We start from the raw sequence: 19105 nt of genomic DNA on the forward strand, positions 1-19105 counted from the left end.
TGGATGGCGGAAAGAAGGATATGTGCACCAGGAATGCTAGAGAGAATGACGGGGCAAACCATGTTCGGTGACATGGCGATTTCCTTATCGACAACGAAGCACACATCTTACGACCTAAGCCTCGATGTCCAGCTTGAATAAAGCGCTTCATGGGCAATCCTTGCGATGAAATCCTCGAAAATCATAGAAGGGTTCTCAACAATTTTTTGTTCACGAGTTCAGCCAAAAATAGATCCTGCACTTGAGCTATTCTGGTTCGTGACAACAGACACAAAGCTTGTTTCCTTCAGGGTCTCGAAAGTACGCCCCATAAAAATTTGAATGGTATTCGGGTCGCAGGCCCGGAGCGCCTTCGCATGTTCCATCTAATACCAATGCCAAAGCATGGACGTTGCGTACGATCTCTCGATTAGGTGCCAGCAGAGCAATCATTTGCCCATTTCCTAGCGTCGCAGATTCGCCGTCGAACGGTTTGCCCACCACGAAAAGAGGGCGTGCAGTGTCGGGGTGTTTCCAGCCAGCCCATGGACGTTCAAGGTCTGTAAACTTGAGATCAAGTCCGAGTATTTGCATGACCCCTTGATAAAACACAAGTGCTCGATTGAAGTCATTCACGCCGATGATTACATGTGAAATCAATTTTTTGTCCTAATAAAGAAGGAAGCCTTCTCGCACCATACCAAGAGTTTTCAGGCTGTTATCAGCTCCTAGCCTTAAACCTTGGAAACTGTTTTACACAACCTGGGCAGATTGCTGCCTGTGTGAAGGGTTACTATCGACCCACACTGTGAAAGGACAAGCAGCATTTTAAAGTCCTCGCCTTTACGTAAGATCTGTCGGCGTTCGGTCAGTCGGCGAACTCGCAGTCTGCTCAGAAACGCGATGTCCACTCCGATTAAAAATCGCCACGGCTGATCGAAAGCGTTTTTCGATTGGTGCTCTGTACCTTTTCCCGAAGCTGCTTTCGTTACATCCGGCCATCGAGAATAGGTCCCAGGCCTAACTTCTGAAACGAGCCCGAAACCCTCTCAGCCGCTCTCCATAAAATAATAGGTGTGCCGACTATATCGGAGGACGTTGCAATTTGACCCACTCCTGTACGGTTGGACGTTGCCATTGGCGCCGCGCGTACTCCACCAGCGCGGGTGGTACGGAGTCACCATTGAGTATCAGCCGGGTGAGCATCAAGGCCAGATCCACATCGGCGATCGACCATTCGCCGAACAGGTACTCGGGATTGCCGGCAAGCAGCGTTTGTGCGGCACCGAACAGCTTGCGCGCTGCCGACACGGCAGCTGGTGACAAGGGGTTTGATTTGAGTCCATAAAACACAACCAATGTGGATCGCTCCTGCCGAATGGGCAGCAGGTCACTGCGCACCCATGCCTGGACTTGTCGTGCCTTTGCATGCTGCATCAGGTCTTGTGGGTAAACCGGTGCTTGGGGGAAAACGTCTTCCAGGTACTCAGTGATCGCCGACGATTCAGACAAGGCGAAGTCGCCGTGCACAAGTGTGGGTACCCGCTGGGTCTGCGAGAGGCTGGCATAGTCCTCTGACTGATTTTCAGATGCTTCGAGGTCTAGCGGGATCATCTCAAATTCGATGCCCTTTTCGCGGAGTACCACGAAAGCCGACATGGCATAGGGGCTGGAAAATTGAGAGTCAACGTACAAGCGCAGGCGGGAACTACTCATAGGGTCATCTCCTTATGCAGAAGGAGCCACGATAAGAGATCCACAGTGATAAATAAAATTCATGATTTTCATGGGCGTATTCCTGACCGGAATACTCTGTTGACGATCGCACTTCGTCTGACTTCCTTCAGATTGGAGATATGCATCTGTGATTTTCTCTTCCGGAATCGGCAGCTCGCTGTTGGCCTATTTCAGGACTAGACACCGTCCTCATTGTTGCCGGCGCCATTGTGCTGGCTGATCATGTTGCCGCTGTTATGGCGTATCAACTCGGCGATTCATTCACGCGCAAGTTTTAAAAGTGAGTCATGCAATGCGCCTGTCGTGGGTTCGCAGACGGGCATACGGCGAAGACGGGAACGACTGCTTTTGGCCGATTTCTGCCTGTCGCAACCGGCAGCTATGGGTAGTTCACTGCCAATCGTGGTTACGAAACGTGCTGGTCAGATCGAATGCAAACGGGTGGTCAACTGGAGTGCAGTATTCCAATTGGTATTCCAACCAAAAATCAAATTAGATATCAATGTTATAAATCAACAATTTACCAAACGGGTTCAAATTACCCCGGCCCACCAATCCAACAAAAAAGACGTCCTCGGACGTCTTTTTTTGTGCCTGAAATCCAGTGAACACGGGGGTTTAAGCGCTTCTGTGGGCTTTTGAGGATTTCTGAGTTCCAGGCGCTTTGGTATCCCAGGTGGTATCCCGGACGGGGCGATGCGGCACACAAAGAGCATACCCAAAACAGCGTCGTGCAACTCACGCAAACGGGCCTAGCGCTGGCCGCTTGCGGCCGATCACGACCGGCAGTTAACGGCCAGCAGCGGACGACTTGAGCGGCGCAATAAACCTGTCTTCAGTGTGTTTGAACAAAGCTGCCCGCTCCTAGACGTTCATCAGCCCTGGGTTGAGCGTGATCGTTCTGATCTCGGTGAAGTCCTCAATCGCCGCCACACCATTCAAACGGCCAATCCCCGAGTGCTTGGAACCGCCTTCCTCCGTGTCTTCGCCGAGTGCTCCCCATTCATTGATCCACACCATGCCCGCTTCGATCCTGGGCGCGATCCGCAGCGCCTTGGAGAGATCGCGCGTCCAGATACTGGCCCCCAAGCCATAGATGCTGTCGTTTGCCAACGCGACGGCCTCCTGTTCCGTAGCAAACCTCTGCATAGTGACGACCGGCCCGAAAGTCTCTTCCTGGACTACTGGCATCGTTGAATCGGTGACCTCCAGAAATGTGGGGCGAAAGAACGCGCCTTTCGACAGCAAGCCCTCGGTGACAGGCCCGCCTCGCACAATGACGTCGGCGCCGTCCGCAATGGCGCGCTCGACGATTTTATCGACGCGTTCGACATTCTCGCGGTCGATCATCGGGCCCATATCGCTGGACAGGTCCGCCGCAGGCCCGACCTGTACCGAGCGCAGGCGCTTGGCGAAGCGTTCGCGAAACTCGTCGGCGATCCCTTCCTGCACGATGACCCGTTGGCCAGTCACGCAGAACTGCCCTGCGAACATGGTCACTGACGTCTGGAGTGCGGGCAGCGCGAGGTCGAGATCGGTATCGTTAAAAATGATCGAAGGGGTCTTTCCGCCGAGTTCGAGTCCAATGCGCTTGAAGTGCGGTGCAGCGCTTAGCGCGATCGCTTTTCCGGTCGCTGTGCTACCCGTGAAACTGATGACCGGCACCTCGGGAGAGGCGACTAGATGCTTGGCTCCCTCGCCTGTCTCGTCGGTGAACATATTGATCACGCCGCGGGGCAGATCCGTTATGTTGGCGAAGATATTGGAAAGGGTTGCGGCGATCTGCGCGCTTTTGCCCGGCAGCTTAATGATTACCGCACACCCGGCCGCCAAGGCAGGTGCGAGCGATCGTACCGTCAGAATTATCGGGGAATTCCAAGGGACAATGATCCCCGCCACGCCCATCGCCTGACGCATCACAAGCGCGATTCTGCCCGGCTTTGAGTCCACGACCCGCCCGGCATCAGTGCGCACGATCCCGGCAAAATAGCGTAGTGACGGGGCGCAAAGGTCGACCTCGAAGCCGGCCTCGCGTTGAATCTTGCCGTTTTCGGCGCAAAGGATCTTGATGAGCGCGCCCCGATTACGTTCGAAAGCGTCTGCTAGGTTGTCGAGCACACGCGCACGCAGCTTGCGGTCGTGTACCCAATCGGTCTCGCGCATTGCGCGTTTCGCCGCGACGATGCACGCCGCAGCGGTTTCACTCCCCCCTTCGGCATAGGTGCCGATAAGCTCGTAGGTGGCAGGATTGATGGACCCACGGATCGTATCCGAGCCCACCCACTCGCCGCCGACCCAATTCAACGCATGCCTGGACGTGTGCGGGGTATCAATATTCATGACTAACTCTCAAATCTTGTCTGTTGCGAAGTGTCAGCAAGGCCTTGCTCAAACGGCATCAAGTCCAGTCGCATACAGATAGAACGCGCCATAAGCTGCCATGCAGCTGGGAGCCATCTGCCGGCAGAAGCGAACTGGTTCTGCGGCCACTCTGCCCGCAAGTGTTCACCCCGTGATGGAGGGCGTCAGTGGGCCCCTACCGTGAAGGGGGCGGCGTTCTTTGATGTCTTTACGATCCACGAACCAGACTGCCGGAACGAACTGGCAGACGCGTAGGTGTCTTCCATGAACTGGAAGTAGGTCATCTTTCCGTCACGAACCTTGGCGTGTATGGAAAACGGTGAGGTGAACACGTGGTTAACCGCCACGGAGCGGTAAGTGAACTTACCGAAGATCGCAACATCCTCGCCGGATGCGATTTTGGTAGTGACGGTGAAGTCTTCGATCTTCCAGTAATCCGAGACCTGCATGAATAGCGAGCTAAAAGCTGTTGGCCCCTTGTTAGTGCCGGTCCATGGCATGATTTTTTGCAGTTCCGGATTCTCGAAGTTGAGCGAGACATAGGTTGCGTCTGGAGCCGCAAGTCTCTTTGCAGCAGCTTCAACTTTGTCGGGCGCCGTGTTGGCCAGGAATTCCATGACAACCGAAAGTGAAGCGGCAGACTGCGCTTCGCTAGTTGACTGTGCCGCTGCAGGCGTGAGAGTGAAAATGCACGTGGCAAGCGTAATTGCTGCAGCGAGCGACTTAATTTTATAGGTGTTCATGAGCCTTCTCCGTTTTTGACTACCATTGCGGTGCCGCTCTATACGGGACTGTATAAATGCGGCTGGCAGTACTAGAGCAAAGGCTATGCCATGGCCATGAATCCTATATAAATGCCTTACATATCAATAGGATAATAAAAAAACAGAATAGAGCGTGGAGCGTATCCGGCGTTCTGGATTAATTATTTGATCAAGGCATGGTGAGCCATTGCGTATTTGATAAATGACGAGAAGTTACCTCCGGCTGGAGGATCACCATTGTCAGAGCCGCCTGTAAGGGCGGCCGATGCCAGTCAGTCGGCGCGACCGTCGTCGAGGATGCCGCTTTTTTTCAGCCGGTAAGCCAGTGCAGGGCGGCTCAGGCCTAAAATGCGAGCGGCTTGCGAAACGTTTTGTTGAGCAAGCTCCATTGCGCGTCGCATCAGCTGTTCTTCCACAGCCTCCAGGCTTACGTCCATTTCGAAGATCTGCGTGACCCAATCGGCGGCGCTTTGCGCGTCGATGGCCTGGACGAGCGCGCCGTCGGCGTTGATACGGTCACCGAGCTGATTGCTCGCCTTCGGGAAGACGGCGAAGAGCGCCTCTTGCCCTATGGTTTCATTGCTGTCGGTCAGGATGACACCACGTTCGAGCACATTCTCCAATTCGCGGATATTCCCGGGCCAGGCGTATTGAAGGCACAGTTCCAGAGCCTTGTCCGACAGACCCAGCGTGCGCTTGTGGTACTGCAGGTGAAATTTGCTTAGAAAGTGCTCGACCAGCAGCGGCAGGTCCTCAAGCCGTTCGCGCAAGGGCGGAACCTGTACCGGAAACACATTCAGGCGGTAATACAGATCAGCGCGAAATCGACCCGCCTCGACTGCATCGGCGAGGCTTTCATTGGTGGCCGCTATGACTCGCACATCGATCTTGCGAGTCCGAGAGTCTCCCACCCGTTCGAACTCACCCTCTTGTAATACCCGCAGTAGGGTCGCCTGCGCTCTGGGCGTTAGCTCCACCACCTCGTCCAGAAAAATGGTACCGCCGTGGGCGCGTTCGAAGCGCCCCGGGCGGGTCTGATTGGCGCCGGTATACGCGCCTTTTTCGACGCCAAACAACTCGGCTTCAATCAGATCCTGCGGAATGGCAGCACAGTTCACAGCTACAAATGCTTGCTCGGCACGCTCGCTTCGAAGGTGCACGCTCCGGGCGATAACCTCTTTGCCGACACCCGTTTCTCCGAGCAGCAAAACCGAAATCCTGCCCTTGGCTGCCTTGTCGATCATCCTGCATACCTTCAGGTAAGCAGGCGAGCGACCTATGCCGTAGTAATGACCTTCCTGCTTCGCGAGACTCGTGCGCAGTGAGCTGATCTGCGATTGCAGTTCATACAGTTCCTCGATGATGGGGTCGGCTTGAAAGTAACGTCTGAACTGCGCAGCGTTCTCCCATTCCTCAGCGGGTTTTCCAATGATGATGCAGCGCTCATCCCCGCATCCGCGGCAACTTGTTTCCTGGATGATGATTTCCCGCTTCATGAACGAAGAGCTGTACGCGCATGCATAGCCCAACAAGGACCAGCAAACCGGCTCCTCCATCAGCCCCACCTCGGTCAGACAGGTCTCGACTTCAAAGGAGTCAATCCATTCAAGTTCGCAGTAGAAGTGGCCGGTCTCCTGATCAATCTCAAGCTGAATGGGTTTCGCATTGACCATGCCCTTCAGGGAGTGCAGCTGCGGACCAACCAGAAACATCTCCAACTGCGGACTGTCTGGCCTAAGCTTGTGCGCCATTTCGGCGTCTTTGAGGCCCGATTGGTAGCCAAGCCTGAGGAAAAAACCCTTCGCGCGCTCGATCCCGAGCGTATTCATGAGTTCACGGCGCAAGTTAGCCATCGCCGACACTTGCATCAGCAGCATTCTCTGTTCGCCAAACCAGATCTTGCCTTCTGTGCTTTGAAACCGGATCTGCTCGCTCAGGTCCTGAAATCCGGAATACGTGAGCCCCGGCTTGTAACTGGCAACCATTGAATGACGCCTCGATTGATGTCGGTTTAGTTTTTGCGCCGAATGAGAGGACTGAAAAGAGCGATCGTGCCGTCGCTCGATTCTAGCCAATGGGACCGGTAGAGTCGGGCGGACCTGGCAAAGCAAAGCCGCCAAGGCGCACAGGGTGCACGAAGAACATCAAAGCCCTGACCAAGGCGTTAGTAATTATGCCGACAGCGGGGCGCAAACCCTGGGCATTCACCTTCTCACCGGACCAGACGCGTTGAAGCGCTGAGCATTAAAAAGGATAAGTCGTGGAGTGCCCGACCATAAGCCTGGAAAAACCGGTTCGGTGTTTCGTTTTTCTCGAACGGCTCAATACTGCGCTTGCGAACTGACCGCCAGCATCCGCTCCCAAATTGGCGGATCGCCGATCGCTTCGCTAAGGAAGTTGCTCAGCGCGTGGAGCTTGGACGAGGCTTTTTGCGACTGACGATAAACGATAGAAATGTTTCCTCCTCGAGGGGCATAAGGTTCCAATACTTCCACCAATTCCCCGGCTACGATTGCCTCCGCGGCCAGAAATGTGGGCAATATAGCGAGCCCTAGACCGGCCTTTGCCGCCTCCATCAACTGATGGCCGCAGTTAGTACGCATTCGGCAGCGCACGCGAAATGATTGCAATGTGTCGTTCACCGGCAGCGTCCACATGCCATGTGGTTCGCGATTAACGTAGAGCATGGCGAAATGCTGAGCCAAGTCTTGGGGTATCTGAGGCGTGCCATGCCTACTTAGATAGCCAGGGCTGCCACAGATGATATGGCGGTTAGGCGTAATGATTTTGGCGATCAGCGAAGAGTCCGGTAATTCGCCAATGCGTACCGCCGCATCAAAACCCTCTTCCTGCAAGTTGACGCGGCGGTCGTCGAACTCAACGTCCAGGTTCAAGTCGGGGTATTGCTCGGCAAAAGACGCCAACATTGGGGTCAGATATCGCATACCGAACGCCATCGGAACAGCGATGCGTAAACTCCCTCGAACAATCGACTGAGAAGTCAGCACTGCGTTTTCGGCATCTTCAATATCGGCAAGGATCCTGGTGCAATGACGGTAAAAGACCTCACCAGATTCGGTCAGGCGAGTCTGCCGGCCACGCTCTAGCAGGATGCAACCTAGGCGTTTTTCCAGTTGCTGGATGCGCTCAGAAACCATCGACTTAGCCGTACCCAAACGACGAGCGGCCTCGGAAATACTCCCCGTGTCCCCTACTGCCACTAAAGCCTGCATTTCAGATAGCTTGTTCATACTCAAAGTCCAAAGGAAATTGACTTGCAGGCTGTTAGACGGCCTGCCCGAGCGCAACTTGCTTTCACGATACCAGCACAAAGCAAACTGATCGGCTGCATCGAAAAATCGCTTGGGTGGAGGGGCGCTAGCCTGCGTTTGCGAACCACTCGACCAGCATGTCTGTCAGCACCCGTACTTTTCGCGTCGGGTATTGGCTATGCGGTCGAACAATGTAAATGCCAGCTCGCATGGGGGGGTATCTGAGCATTACGGGCACCAGAGCGCCGGTTTTGATGTGCTCATCAATCACGCTATCAGAGAGGTACCCCAGGCCCAGGCCGGAGACGGCTGCCGCAGCGAGCGCGACAGGATTGTCGGCCTTGAAGCGGCCCTGTGGATTGATTGTGATGGTTTTTTCGCCATCCATAAACCGCCAGGCTTCCACGCCCTGCATCAGGGATTCGTGTTCGAGAAGCTCATGGGGGGCCTCTGGCGCCCCATGTGCTTTTACGTAGTCAGGGCTGGCTACGAGCTTGCCGTGAATGCTGCCCACACGCTTAGCGATGAAATTGGAACTCTGTAGATGTCCTACCCGAATAGCGCAGTCGTATCCCTCGCCGATCAGGTCCACGATTCGATCGCTGTAGCTCGTATAAATATGAAGTTGAGGGTGACGCCGCCCCATTTCCGCAAGTACGGGAGCAATATGCGTCGGGCCAAATGAGATGGGGGCTGCGATTCGCAAGCGGCCTCGAAGGTCTCCAGCCGGAATAACGGCTTCCTTGGCGGCGTCGAACTCGGTGACGATGCGTGAGGCGTACTCCCGGAAGGCTGCTCCTGCTTCAGTAACTGCGGCACCCCGGGTGGTTCTGGCAATTAACTGAACGCCCAGCCGGGTCTCTAGCCGCAGGAGCGTGCGGCTTATGATGGATTTCGTGACGCCCAGGCGCCGCGCCGCAGGCGATACGCCGCCCGCATCAGCAACCTCGATAAAGGTTTGAAGGTCTTCAATATCCAATGCTTCCCGCCTCTGCAAGCGGCCTCAAGTGTGCTCAGCCCCTGACCAGCAGACCGAGCCAGGCGACTGCCGTGAGCAGCCTTTCTGGATGCGGAAGGTTAAGCGATCGCCCCGCCGTCCACGGTCAGGATGGAGCCCGTCACCAGGCTCGCGGCAGGACTCGCCAGGAAGACCACCGCGCTCGCTACTTCATGAGGCTCGCCAAAACGCCCCAGGGACGACAGGCTTCGCTGGAAATCGGCCCCAGGACCATCTGCTGGGTTTGCGTCGGTGTCGATCGACCCCGGCTGAACAAGGTTTACGGTGATACCACGGGGGCCAAGTTCGCGGGACAGGCCGCGGGTAAAGGAGAGCAGCGCCGACTTCGACATTGCATAGGCGGTGACGCCCGGAAACGGAACTCGCTCAGCCAAACCCGAGCCAATTGAGATGATTCGTCCGCCAGCGGACAGATGCGGGATAACCGCCTTGGCAAACAGAACGGGGCCTCGTACGTTGATGTCCATCAGCGCTTGATAGTCGTCCACGTTGATGTCAACGATCATTCCGCTTAAGCCGATCGCCGCGCTGTTAACGAGAATATCGAGGCCACCGAGCGCCGAGACGGCCTGCCCGACAGCGCCTTCAATGGCTTCTGGGTTGGCACTGTCGGCTTGAATAGCAATTGCGCGGGAGCCTTTTTCTTCGATGGACTTGACCACGGACTCAGCTTTTTGCATCGAGTGCTGGTAGGTGAACGCAACATCGGCGCCGTTCTCCGCCAGCGCCACTGCGATTGCAGCGCCGATCCCGCGAGCACCTCCCGTCACCAGCGCACGTTTGCCGTTCAAATCGATCATTACTCACCTTTGTGCTTAACAGTTATTGGGTCGCCCGCCGTCACCAAGGTTGGGCAAGCGCGCCGACGGAGCGGATAGTAGGGTTGCAGTTCCCGCGTTTGTAGCCCTAAAAAATGCCTTACTGTGTCGCACAAAGGGGAACATGCAGTCCCCTTTTACAGCGATGCAACCGCAGCGCGACACCTCCGTCACAACGGTGGCTCTTCTTACACTGCCCAACAGGAGCAGCCCAGTGCACCAAAGAAACTTCGGGGGTCCGAAACCGGAGCATTGGAGCCCCATGCACCGGCATGGTCGTGCCCGTGCAGGCCGCAAGAGCTTGCACACCCGCACGAAGCGGCGAGGTGGGCGCGCGTCGGCGACAGCGAGTTTTTGCCCGCACCCTCTGGGTCGCCCCAGGCGCCATAACCTTTGAAAGTACGCGTTGGGGACCAGTCGGGCATGGCGGGTGGTAGCGGGTTGTCGTCAAGCGGGGCGAAAGGGCCCGCACCGTAGACCACGCGCCCCCCCACCACGGTCAGATCAGCGGTGAGAAAAGAAATCTCGTCTTCAGGTACGGCGAAGTAGTCTTTGCTCGGCACAATCAGGTCCGCAAAGTGACCAATTTGGATGCGGCCGCGTTTGCCCTCCTCGTTAGAGAACCAGGCGACGTTCTCTGTCCACATGCGCAACGCGGTTTCGCGATCGAGGAGGTTGCGTTGGGGATACAGGTTCAGACCGCCCACCGTCTTACCGGTGACCATCCAAGACAGCGAAACCCAAGGGTTGTAAGAGGCGACGCGGGTGGCGTCGGTGCCCGCTGACACTTTCACGCCTTTTTCCAGCATGCGCGCCACGGGGGGCGTTGCCTCTGCGGCACGGGCGCCGTAGCGCTCGACAAAATACTCGCCCTGATAGGCCATGCGATGCTGCACGGCAATGCCACCACCGAGTGCAGCGATCCGGTCGATCGATTTGTCCGAGATCGTTTCGGCATGATCAAAGAACCAATTGATGCCTGCCAGGGGGATGTCCTGGTTAACTTTCTCAAATACATCCAGCGAACGAGTGATGGTTTCGTCGTAGGTGGCATGCAACCGCCACGGCCATCGGTTCTGCGCGAGGATGCGTACAACCTCTTCCAGGTCGCCTTCCATCTCGGGCGGAAGGTCCGGCCGCGGCTGGCGGAAATCCTCGAAGTCAGCTGCGGAGAACACCAACATTTCACCCGCGCCGTTGTGACGGAAGTAGTCGTTACCCTGCTTGTACTTGACGCTGGAGGTCCACTTGAGGAAATCCTCCTTTTCTTCCTTGGGTTTCTGGGTGAACAGGTTGTAAGCCAGCCTGACCGTCATCTGACCTTCGTTGTCCAACTTCTGAATCACTGCGTAATCGTCGGGGTAGTTTTGGAAACCGCCGCCCGCATCAATAACCCCTGTCACACCCAAGCGATTGAGTTCACGCATGAAATGGCGGGTGGAGTTGATCTGATAGTCGAAGGGCAGCTTCGGCCCCTTGGCCAACGTGGCGTAAAGAATCGTCGCGTTGGGCGTGGCCAACAGCAGGCCAGTCGGGGCGCCATTGGCATCGCGAAAAATTTGCCCGCCGGGTGGCTCGGGTGTGTCGCGGGTGTAGCCAACCGCACGCAAGGCCGCACCATTGAGCAAGGCCCGGTCATAGAGATGCAGCAGGAATACAGGCGTATCGGGCGCGATAGCATTGATCTCGGCAATGGTGGGCAAGCGCTTTTCAACGAACTGGTGTTCGGTAAAGCCACCGACTACGCGGACCCATTGCGGTGCTGGCGTGTTAGCCACCTGACGCTTGAGCATGTCCATCGCGTCAGCCAACGAACGCACTCCGTCCCAGCGCAATTCCAGGTTGTAGTTAAGGCCGCCGCGGATCATGTGGATATGATTGTCGACTAAGCCGGGCAGTACGCAACGCCGCTTGAGGTCGACAATTTTTGTAGCTGAACCAGCCAGCGCCATGACTTCCTGGTCTGAACCTACTGCCAGAAACTTGCCGTCTTTAATTGCTACGGCGTTGGCGACCGGGTTGGTGCGATCCAATGTAGTGATCTCACCATTGCGGAAAATGATTTCGGGAATGGAGTCGCTCATAGTGGGCCTTTCCTTTCTAAGCGTTTCGGAAAAAGCGTTGTGCCCAAAGACGCCACCCAACGCGAGCGTGGAGGCGGCCCCGAGAAACTTTCGGCGCGATGTCATAGGTTGTGGTCCTCACAAATACGAAGCCCGTTTCCAGTTGCTTCTGGAAATAGGTGAACGCCAGAACTGATTGCTCACGTCTGCTTGGACTCTTGCACCTGCTGCTCCTGCTCCTGCTCCTGCGCAGCTCGACCAGGCAACTGACCCAGTACATGACTCAAGGCGTGCGTTTTGTCACAGGCCGCGCTGAACGCTGCTCCACATAGCATCTGCTTGCCTATCGGGATGATCTGTTCACCGACCAGAATTCCAAGCAGCCCGACCAAAGCCACTAGCGGCGGTGCGGGTGAGCGCACGCTCAGCAGGCTGTAGACGACACCAACAAGCAGGCCGGCGGCCAGGGACAATGCATACATTTTCATGCTCCACCTCGTGTTCTGGACAATAACGGCGATGGGGGAGAGCTATCGCCTTAACGGCGCGCGATAGCTCTTTCACTGCACGCTTACCTGGCTGGGTTTGGACCGATGTGCTCGCCGTGCTGCACACGCTCTGGCGCCTTGTGCACCATGGTGTAGGCATAATCCACGCCCATGCCGTAGGCGCCGGAATGTTCCTGAACGATCGCCATCACGGCCTCGTAGGTCTCTTTGCGCGCCCAATCGCGCTGCCATTCGAGCAGCACCTGTTGCCACGTCACCGGCACGATACCGGCCTGAACCATGCGGTCCATGGCGTAGTTGTGTGCGTCAACCGAGGTGCCACCCGAGGCGTCGGCAACCATGTAGATTTCATAGTCCGTGTCACGCAGACAGGACAGTGCGAAGGTGGTGTTGCAGACCTCGGTCCACAGGCCGGATACGACGATCTTTTTGCGGCCGGCACTGGCGGATTTTGCCAAGGCGTCACGAACGTTTTGGTCGTCCCAAGAGTTCATCGAACTGCGCTCGAGAATTTTGTTCTCCGGATAAACAGCCAGCAATTCAGGATATGTATTGCCCGAGAAACTTTCGGTTTCCACCGTAGTGATGGTCGTAGGTATGCCAAACGCTTTAGCAGCTTTGGCCAACCCCACCACGTTGTTTTTCAACACCTGTCGATCTATCGACTGCACACCAAAGGCCATTTGTGGCTGCTGGTCGATGAAAATGACCTGGCTGTTTTGCGGGGTTAGTACCTCTAAGAACTTATTGGACATGGCGGATTTCCTTTATAGGTAGACCGATGCGAAAGCGGCGTTATGCGTCGCTGCGTGAGCAGAACGCTGCCCGTCCCGGTAGCCGCAAGTGCCACTGTCCGGGCCAGTTCAGGGGCTGCCGAAAAGCCCCGTGATTTATGGATGCAGGCCTTATCCAATGGCGTTCACCAAATTCCAGTCGATATCCGTTCTTCGTTCTCACTGCCATTTGGCGATTTGTGGTAATCCAAACCGCAAGGCAATGCGACAGTCAGCGGGAAAGCAAGGGCTATGCCATCGCCATAAATCTAAAAAAACGGTTAATTATCAACAAGATACTGACTATATGTAACCAACAGACAGTGGCGCCGGAGTTTCGCGCCGACAGCCTGATTGATCATTTGGTAAAGCCAAAGTGAGGTTTTGTGATTTGATCAATGCAGCTGCAGCATGGCAGCGCGGTCAGGTGAAATCAGTCCGCGCTATCGCCGTCGAGAAAGCCGCTTTTTCAGACGGTAAGCGCGGCGGCTTCAGCTCGTCCGGAAGCGGGATAAATTCGGCGTCATCGGCATCCGGAAGTTTCATTCTTCCCCCCTTCCAGTCGGCAGCCGCCTGGGCGAGTCGGGTCTCTGACGAGGACACAAAATTCCAGTACAGATACCGCTTGCCGACAGGCTCGCCGCCCAGAACCATCACCGTGGAACGCTCCAGGGCTCGAACGCGCGAAGCGTTGGCGCCGAGTACCAGCATGCGGGCTGCCTCGTGCCGGGCGCCACCCAGCTCGACCGCGCCGGCCGCAACATACAGCGCGCGCTCCGGGTGCCCGTACGGAATTTCGGCGGTCGCACCTGGCAACATTTCCAAATGAATAAATGGGCCAACCATCCGCTGTTTGGCGAACGGCAGCACGCGGCCGATTTCAACGCCGCCACCAAGGTTGCGGCGCCGCTGCTGGATGATCATCTCAATCATGGTCGTTCTCCTGCCTGTGCAGCGGGCAGCGCGCGGATAACCGGTGCGACTTCGCTGCCCAATAGTTCGATCGAACGTTTCATTCCCGCCGTGTCGAGCGAGGCGGTACTCATCAGGAAGGTAGCTCGCGCTACGCCACCCAGCGTTTCACAGGCATGCAGCATTTGGCTGCCGACCGTTGAAGGATCGCCAATCAGAAACGCCCGTCGATATCGCACGGTTCCTTTTATCAGGGTTAATGGCGAGATCGGGTCGGTTGCACGAGCCCCAAGCCATCAGGGATATTCGATATGTAGAAAGCGGGAATGAAGGCGGGAGTCCCCCTGACGGAGCGGCGCCTGGCTAGTCCTTCATCCCAGCTGGATCAGCCTTCGACCGGTACCGGGGTGTTGAGCAACTGCTGCTCCCACAGGTACGCAATGCCGCTACCGGCGGCGTGCTGTTGAAGCACTTCGGTTACCGCGCCCGCCGTATCGAGGCGTGCCCAGTCGCGCTGCCATTCAGCCATGACTGCCAACCATGTCATGACATTTGCCCCTGCTCCGATCATGCGCTGGATGGCAACCTGATGGGCCTCAACCGAAACGCCCCCGCACGCATCGGTCACCACGGTCACGTCCCAGCCTTCGCCCAGCGCCTGAATTGCGGGCATGGCGACGCAGACTTCAGTCCACAGGCCAGCGATGATCAATTGCTTGCGACCGGTCGCTTTAACCGCATCCACCACCTTCTTGTCTTCCCAGGTGTTGATCAGGGTTCGGTCAATCACTTCCTGGCCGGGGAAAACATCAGTGATTTGCGGAAAGATCCAACCGCCGCGCTCACCGATCACACTGGTCAGAATGGTAGGGACGTTAAATGCCTTCGCCGCCTTCGCCAGTGCTGTCGCGCAGTTGACCGCTGCGTGCGGATCGTGGCTGTTCAAATTGGTGAGCTGGAAAGGCTGGTGGTCGATCAGCACCAACACGGAGTCTTCGGGGCGAAGAAGCGAAGCAAGACCGTTACGCGAAGCCATAAATACATCCTCTTGTTGCCGCTTGGTCAGCGGGATTGTTAGCGGAGTCAGTGTTCGCACAGCGCGCCTTTGAGCGACGCTGCTTAGCGCACTGTGCAGGACCCCTTTACCTTCGGGTAGTAGCGCCAAACGGTTAGCTGTGTCGCAGAAAAAGGAACGCAGGGCCATTGCTGCCAACCTGGCCGGAATCGGCATCGCCTGGTTGCCGGACTGTTCACCACTGAGCGTTCTGCCAGCGGCGCACTGGTGGCGATCATCACGCGGTATCCGCCGCCTCCAGCTGCCGCGTATGTAGTTCGGCCACCAAGCCAGCACCCTGCGCGAAAAATCAGGGTGCTCAACGAACTGCTGATTGAATATTGCGACCAGGCTGCGCAAATTGCCGAATCGCCAGAGCGCTGATATCCACGTCACACACAGGTGAGTTTCAAGGGGGCTCACTCGAAGGCAGCGGTTGCCATTACCAGGCCGAACATCACCAATACTCCGCCGGTGATTCGCTTGCCCCAGGTCGCCGCGCCCGGCTTGGCCAGCCGGTCAGCCATTTTTTTAGCGGTTAACGCGTAGGTCGCCGAGACCATGAATTTGATCAGCACGAAGAGCGCAATCAGGCCCAGCAGCGAGCCGAGATTGGCGTGCTCTGGATTGCCGACAAACTGCGGCAGCAAGGACGAAAAAAACAGAATCGCCTTGGGGTTGCTGATGCCCACCACAAACGATTTTCCCCACAGCGTCGACCAGCGCTCATTCGGCGCGCCGGCAATTGGTGTGACCACGCTGTGGCGCGCCAGGTGCAGTTGCTGGAAGCCGAGCCAGACCAGATACCCGGCACCCGCCAGTTTGATCGCCATAAACACGCCGGGATTGGCCATCAGCAATGCGTCGATGCCCAGCAGTGAACAACTGGCGAGCACCGCGATGGCCAGCAAGTCGCCGGTGAGAATCCAGATGGCCCGCCCTGGGCCGTAAACCAGGGCGTTATTAATTAGAAAGATCGTCGACGGCCCCGGCGAGCCCACCTGAGCCACAGCGATAAACGCAAACAACCAATAATCGGCAGGTGACATTGGCGACCTCAGACGTATCCATTGCGAAGATGGCGCTACACTACGGCGCGTAGTGGTTCACTCAATAGAGCCATTAAAGCAATCTTTGAATGGACCATTATGAAAGGTAAAACCCCCGCTGCGATGGACCTGCCCCTGCCTCCAGAAGGTAACGCCACGACGAAACAGGAGCGGGCTTACTTGGCCATACGTGAAGCGATCCTGAATGGCCTGCTGCACGCGGGCGATCGACTGCCGTCCACCCGAGAGCTTGCGCTGCGCTGGCGAATTGCCCGCGGCACGCTGGAAAACGTGTTCGAGCGATTGCAGCTCGAAGGCTACATCCTTCGCCGAGTCGGCTCGGGCAGCCACGTGAGTGCAGTTATCCCCGACAGCTACCTCAAAGCGGTGAGTGCAACGCGCACCACACCACCCACACCGAAAAAATCCACCAAGCCCCCCCCGACGTCGGCCGGATCGAAAGCCGAAAATCGCGCCCAGGTAGGTGTGCCATTTGTTGCTCGACTGGCCAATCCGCTATTGATTGCACCCGCTGAATGGGCGGCCCATTTGCAACGTGCCATGGCTTCGATGACGCCCGAGCAGATGTGTAGCGCAGAGCCCGAAGGCGCCTGGGCGCTACGGGAACAGGTCGCACGGTACCTGCGCAACCACCGCGGCATCGATTGTCAGGCCGAACACGTACTGATCACTAACGGTATCCGCCATGCCATCGACCTGGTGGCGCGTTGCGTACTGCAACCTGGCGACAAGGTGTGCGTGGAAGACCCAGGCTACCCGGCCGTGCACCGCATTTTTGCCGAGGCGGGAGCATCGCTGCTGTATGCACCCATCGATGAGCAAGGTGTTGATCTGCGCGCCCTCTCAGACTCGGTTAACTGTCGCCTGGCTTATGTCACCCCGGCGCATCAGTCGCCACTCGGGGTAATCATGTCAGCCAGCCGCCGCCTGGAATTGCTCAACTGGGCGCAGCGGAACAACGGCTGGATCATCGAGGACGATTACGACAGCGAATTCAACTACCACAGCGCTCCGTTGCCCGCGCTCAAATCCATCGATGCCATGCAGCGGGTCGTGTACTGCGGGAGTTTTAACCAGGCGCTGTTTTCCAACCTTCGACTCGGTTATCTGCTCGCGCCGCCGCAGCTGCATAGTCAGATTCTCCTCCTGTGGCACACGGTGGGACGCAGCGTGGGAATCTCTGAACAACTGGGCCTAGCGGCATTTATGCGCGGCCCCGCGTTTCTACGCCATCTACGCCGCGCCCGGCAGGAATACCAGATCCTGCGCGATATCATGCTGGATACCTTGCGCACCCAGGCGCCGGGGCGCTATCGCATTAGCGGCGAACACGCGGGTTTTCATTTGATTCTCTGGCTGACTGCAAACCAAAACGAAAACCAGCTAGTCGAAGCAGCGAAACAGGTCGGGCTGCAGCTGCAACCGCTTCGCCATTCTTGTCACAACCTTCAACCGGGACCAGCGTTTGTCTTGGGCTTTGCCGCGCTCACCCGCGCCCAGGTAAAAAGCGCTGCGGGAAAACTGGCGCACCTGCTCAGGGCCAACCAGCCCTCGCAGTGAAGAAGGACCAAGTGGTTTGCACCTGTTGCTGTCGGCTCTGCCTTTCGGCACCCCCGGCAAGGTGACCGGCACATGCTGGGCCAACCATTCACTTAAACGATCGCGCGTTTAGTCAGTAAGTGTGGCCAACACCTTTCCGTCTCTGCGCTGCACGATGGTCTTAGGCGCTACCGGCTGTGAGCCGTCGGCGCCCGGCGGTGGGGTTATCAACCAGGCACCCGCATAGTCTTCCCGGACATGGAGCGGATTGAAGCGGATAGCGCTTGCCGCCGCATAACGGCGCCCTGCGAGTGTGGCAACGTTCGAAAGCACCGCACTTCTGACTTCATAGAGCCTTCGCTCTGCGTCGAGCGCAATACTGGCATCCGCAAGCTCGAAATTATCGATACGCACGGGCACGCCTTCCGGCATATCGAGAACCCACCGGTCAGAGTCTACAAACCCATCGGCATAGATATTGCCGGTCGAAGCCCGGAGCGAGGTGCCTTCGGGCAAGGTGATGCCATCGACTACATTGCCATCAGCAAGCGTACAGGTGCTGAACCTCGATACGCCGCCATCTGGCTTGAGCTCAAACTCCACCGGTTGCAGCGCATTGCACCGCCAGCCGTTCTGCATCGTCGTGCCATGGCCGGTTAGCCGCATGTTCTCTGGCGTGAAGCCCACCGTTTCGTATTTTTCGTTGGTTTGAATCGCGATGTAGCGGGCTACTTCGACGACATCCATATCGAGCATACGCACAGGGCTTGGAAACACGGCTCGTTTGAAGGATTCCGGTAGATCCGCAACGGCTAATTCGAGTTTTGTGCCTTTGGGCATGTCGATGTGGCCAAGGCGCATCGGCTCTACTAGTTCCGGGCGATAACTTGCCTCTCTCTCCCGTTCATAGCCGCGCATCTGCACATAAAAAGCCGCGGACTGCCACAGGGTAAAAAGCGCACACGCGGTGACAAGCATGTAAGGCAGGAGGAGAGGGCGGCGCCAGCGACCTTTGATATATCGAACCACCAGCCTTATCGTCCACCCGAACCAGAAAACCGCCGCGGCGACGAAAAAGGCAAGGTAAAGCAGTAGTTCGGCGGAGGGCAGTGCAACGGGGATCATGCGAGCCAAACTTCCTGAACGGGTGATGGGGTTTGAACGCACCTACGACACAAAAAGGGTGTGCCCTTATGCTGAGTCAATTTTACTCCCATGCCGCCTAGGCAGGCACGT

17 protein-coding genes are annotated in these 19105 nt (G+C 56.9%); 2 read left to right on the forward strand and 15 right to left on the reverse strand.

The window, feature by feature from the left end; translation table 11 throughout:
* Positions 1 to 246: 246 nt before the first annotated feature.
* Positions 247 to 639, reverse strand: a complete 393-nt coding sequence (locus PSH78_RS22765) for a VOC family protein (protein WP_305496941.1) — start codon at positions 637 to 639, stop codon at positions 247 to 249.
* A gap of 423 nt (positions 640 to 1062) precedes the next feature.
* Complete coding sequence (yfcF, locus tag PSH78_RS22770) at positions 1063 to 1695, reverse strand: glutathione transferase (RefSeq protein WP_305496942.1); 633 nt, start codon at positions 1693 to 1695, stop codon at positions 1063 to 1065.
* A gap of 243 nt (positions 1696 to 1938) precedes the next feature.
* Here yfcF and PSH78_RS22775 point away from each other — a divergent pair, with 243 nt between their 5' ends.
* Complete coding sequence (locus PSH78_RS22775; protein WP_305496944.1) at positions 1939 to 2358, forward strand: hypothetical protein; 420 nt, start codon at positions 1939 to 1941, stop codon at positions 2356 to 2358.
* A 222-nt stretch (positions 2359 to 2580) separates the two neighbouring features.
* On the opposite strand, the gene PSH78_RS22780 is transcribed toward PSH78_RS22775, so the two are convergent.
* The 12 genes from PSH78_RS22780 to PSH78_RS22840 form a co-directional block, all read right to left on the reverse strand.
* Positions 2581 to 4056 carry an aldehyde dehydrogenase family protein gene (locus tag PSH78_RS22780; RefSeq protein ID WP_305496945.1) on the reverse strand — a complete coding sequence of 492 codons (1476 nt, stop codon included), beginning with the start codon at positions 4054 to 4056 and terminating at the stop codon, positions 2581 to 2583.
* A gap of 185 nt (positions 4057 to 4241) precedes the next feature.
* Positions 4242 to 4820: a nuclear transport factor 2 family protein gene (locus PSH78_RS22785; RefSeq protein WP_305496946.1), complete on the reverse strand. Its 579-nt coding sequence runs from the start codon at positions 4818 to 4820 to the stop codon at positions 4242 to 4244.
* Between the two features lie 293 nt (positions 4821 to 5113).
* Positions 5114 to 6826 carry a sigma-54-dependent Fis family transcriptional regulator gene (locus tag PSH78_RS22790; RefSeq protein WP_305496948.1) on the reverse strand — a complete coding sequence of 571 codons (1713 nt, stop codon included), beginning with the start codon at positions 6824 to 6826 and terminating at the stop codon, positions 5114 to 5116.
* A 336-nt stretch (positions 6827 to 7162) separates the two neighbouring features.
* Positions 7163 to 8092 carry a LysR family transcriptional regulator gene (locus tag PSH78_RS22795; protein ID WP_305496949.1) on the reverse strand — a complete coding sequence of 310 codons (930 nt, stop codon included), beginning with the start codon at positions 8090 to 8092 and terminating at the stop codon, positions 7163 to 7165.
* A 127-nt stretch (positions 8093 to 8219) separates the two neighbouring features.
* Positions 8220 to 9092 carry a LysR family transcriptional regulator gene (locus tag PSH78_RS22800; protein ID WP_305496950.1) on the reverse strand — a complete coding sequence of 291 codons (873 nt, stop codon included), beginning with the start codon at positions 9090 to 9092 and terminating at the stop codon, positions 8220 to 8222.
* A gap of 98 nt (positions 9093 to 9190) precedes the next feature.
* On the reverse strand, positions 9191 to 9931 hold the full coding sequence (locus tag PSH78_RS22805; RefSeq protein WP_305496951.1) for an SDR family NAD(P)-dependent oxidoreductase: 741 nt from the start codon (positions 9929 to 9931) through the stop codon (positions 9191 to 9193).
* Positions 9932 to 10137: 206 nt separating this feature from the next.
* Positions 10138 to 12138 carry an amidohydrolase gene (locus PSH78_RS22810; protein WP_370871016.1) on the reverse strand — a complete coding sequence of 667 codons (2001 nt, stop codon included), beginning with the start codon at positions 12136 to 12138 and terminating at the stop codon, positions 10138 to 10140.
* Positions 12139 to 12212: 74 nt separating this feature from the next.
* Positions 12213 to 12494 (reverse strand): XapX domain-containing protein, encoded by a 282-nt coding sequence (locus PSH78_RS22815; protein WP_370871139.1) that lies wholly within the window; start codon positions 12492 to 12494, stop codon positions 12213 to 12215.
* Positions 12495 to 12583: 89 nt separating this feature from the next.
* Positions 12584 to 13276, reverse strand: coding sequence for a hydrolase (locus PSH78_RS22820; protein ID WP_305496956.1), 693 nt, complete (start codon positions 13274 to 13276; stop codon positions 12584 to 12586).
* Between the two features lie 441 nt (positions 13277 to 13717).
* Positions 13718 to 14227: a pirin-like C-terminal cupin domain-containing protein gene (locus PSH78_RS22825; RefSeq protein WP_305496958.1), complete on the reverse strand. Its 510-nt coding sequence runs from the start codon at positions 14225 to 14227 to the stop codon at positions 13718 to 13720.
* Positions 14228 to 14591: 364 nt separating this feature from the next.
* A complete protein-coding gene (locus PSH78_RS22830) occupies positions 14592 to 15242 on the reverse strand; it encodes a hydrolase (protein ID WP_305496960.1) in 651 nt (216 codons plus the stop codon).
* Positions 15243 to 15679: 437 nt separating this feature from the next.
* On the reverse strand, positions 15680 to 16288 hold the full coding sequence (locus PSH78_RS22840) for a LysE family translocator (protein WP_305496962.1): 609 nt from the start codon (positions 16286 to 16288) through the stop codon (positions 15680 to 15682).
* Between the two features lie 120 nt (positions 16289 to 16408).
* On the opposite strand from PSH78_RS22840, the gene PSH78_RS22845 reads away from it, so the two are divergent.
* The gene (locus PSH78_RS22845) at positions 16409 to 17890 is read left to right on the forward strand and encodes a PLP-dependent aminotransferase family protein (RefSeq protein ID WP_305496964.1); all 1482 of its coding nucleotides are present in this window, start codon (positions 16409 to 16411) and stop codon (positions 17888 to 17890) included.
* Between the two features lie 108 nt (positions 17891 to 17998).
* On the opposite strand, the gene PSH78_RS22850 is transcribed toward PSH78_RS22845, so the two are convergent.
* Positions 17999 to 18994, reverse strand: a complete 996-nt coding sequence (locus PSH78_RS22850; RefSeq protein WP_305496965.1) for a hypothetical protein — start codon at positions 18992 to 18994, stop codon at positions 17999 to 18001.
* Positions 18995 to 19105 lie beyond the last annotated feature (111 nt).

The sequence above is a fragment of the Pseudomonas sp. FP198 genome, assembly GCF_030687895.1.
Taxonomy (GTDB): domain Bacteria; phylum Pseudomonadota; class Gammaproteobacteria; order Pseudomonadales; family Pseudomonadaceae; genus Aquipseudomonas.

Excerpts from the sequence above, each read along its gene's own strand:
- yfcF (WP_305496942.1), bottom strand. The coding sequence starts at position 1,695 with ATGAGTAGTTCCCGCCTGCGCTTGTACGTTGACTCTCAATTTTCCAGC.
- PSH78_RS22775 (WP_305496944.1), top strand. The coding sequence starts at position 1,939 with ATGTTGCCGCTGTTATGGCGTATCAACTCGGCGATTCATTCACGCGCA.
- PSH78_RS22780 (WP_305496945.1), bottom strand. The coding sequence starts at position 4,056 with ATGAATATTGATACCCCGCACACGTCCAGGCATGCGTTGAATTGGGTC.
- PSH78_RS22785 (WP_305496946.1), bottom strand. The coding sequence starts at position 4,820 with ATGAACACCTATAAAATTAAGTCGCTCGCTGCAGCAATTACGCTTGCC.
- PSH78_RS22790 (WP_305496948.1), bottom strand. The coding sequence starts at position 6,826 with ATGGTTGCCAGTTACAAGCCGGGGCTCACGTATTCCGGATTTCAGGAC.
- PSH78_RS22795 (WP_305496949.1), bottom strand. The coding sequence starts at position 8,092 with ATGAACAAGCTATCTGAAATGCAGGCTTTAGTGGCAGTAGGGGACACG.
- PSH78_RS22805 (WP_305496951.1), bottom strand. The coding sequence starts at position 9,931 with ATGATCGATTTGAACGGCAAACGTGCGCTGGTGACGGGAGGTGCTCGC.
- PSH78_RS22810 (WP_370871016.1), bottom strand. The coding sequence starts at position 12,138 with ATGACATCGCGCCGAAAGTTTCTCGGGGCCGCCTCCACGCTCGCGTTG.
- PSH78_RS22815 (WP_370871139.1), bottom strand. The coding sequence starts at position 12,494 with ATGTATGCATTGTCCCTGGCCGCCGGCCTGCTTGTTGGTGTCGTCTAC.
- PSH78_RS22820 (WP_305496956.1), bottom strand. The coding sequence starts at position 13,276 with ATGTCCAATAAGTTCTTAGAGGTACTAACCCCGCAAAACAGCCAGGTC.
- PSH78_RS22825 (WP_305496958.1), bottom strand. The coding sequence starts at position 14,227 with ATGATTGAGATGATCATCCAGCAGCGGCGCCGCAACCTTGGTGGCGGC.
- PSH78_RS22830 (WP_305496960.1), bottom strand. The coding sequence starts at position 15,242 with ATGGCTTCGCGTAACGGTCTTGCTTCGCTTCTTCGCCCCGAAGACTCC.
- PSH78_RS22845 (WP_305496964.1), top strand. The coding sequence starts at position 16,409 with ATGAAAGGTAAAACCCCCGCTGCGATGGACCTGCCCCTGCCTCCAGAA.
- PSH78_RS22850 (WP_305496965.1), bottom strand. The coding sequence starts at position 18,994 with ATGATCCCCGTTGCACTGCCCTCCGCCGAACTACTGCTTTACCTTGCC.